The 268-nt window shown below is 59.0% G+C and carries 1 protein-coding gene; it reads left to right on the forward strand.

Annotation, left to right across the window (positions count from 1 at the left end; genetic code table 11):
• Positions 1-268 (forward strand): immunoglobulin-like domain-containing protein (locus ASF66_RS23220; RefSeq protein WP_162240078.1); only part of this gene is annotated, 268 nt, incomplete at both ends.

Below are 268 nucleotides of genomic sequence, written 5' to 3' on the forward strand. Positions count from 1 at the left end.
AATGACGTCTACAACGGCGCCGACACTGTCAGCACCGCGATCACCGGCGTAACCGGCGGCAACTACGAGCAGCTGACCCCGAACACCACACCGGTTGTGACGCCAGTTGGCGATAGCATTGATGTCACCAACGTCGTGTTGACCGCTACCGTTCCAGCGGGCGGCGCTGTTGAAAATGGCACTATCGTTTACACCGCTACGGTAGGCGCGCCTGTCACGGGTTCTCCGGTTGTCGTGACTTTGTCGAACAACCAGACCATCACCATCG

The organism is Pseudomonas sp. Leaf129 (genome assembly GCF_001423465.1).
Taxonomy (GTDB): Bacteria; Pseudomonadota; Gammaproteobacteria; order Pseudomonadales; family Pseudomonadaceae; genus Aquipseudomonas; species Aquipseudomonas coleopterorum.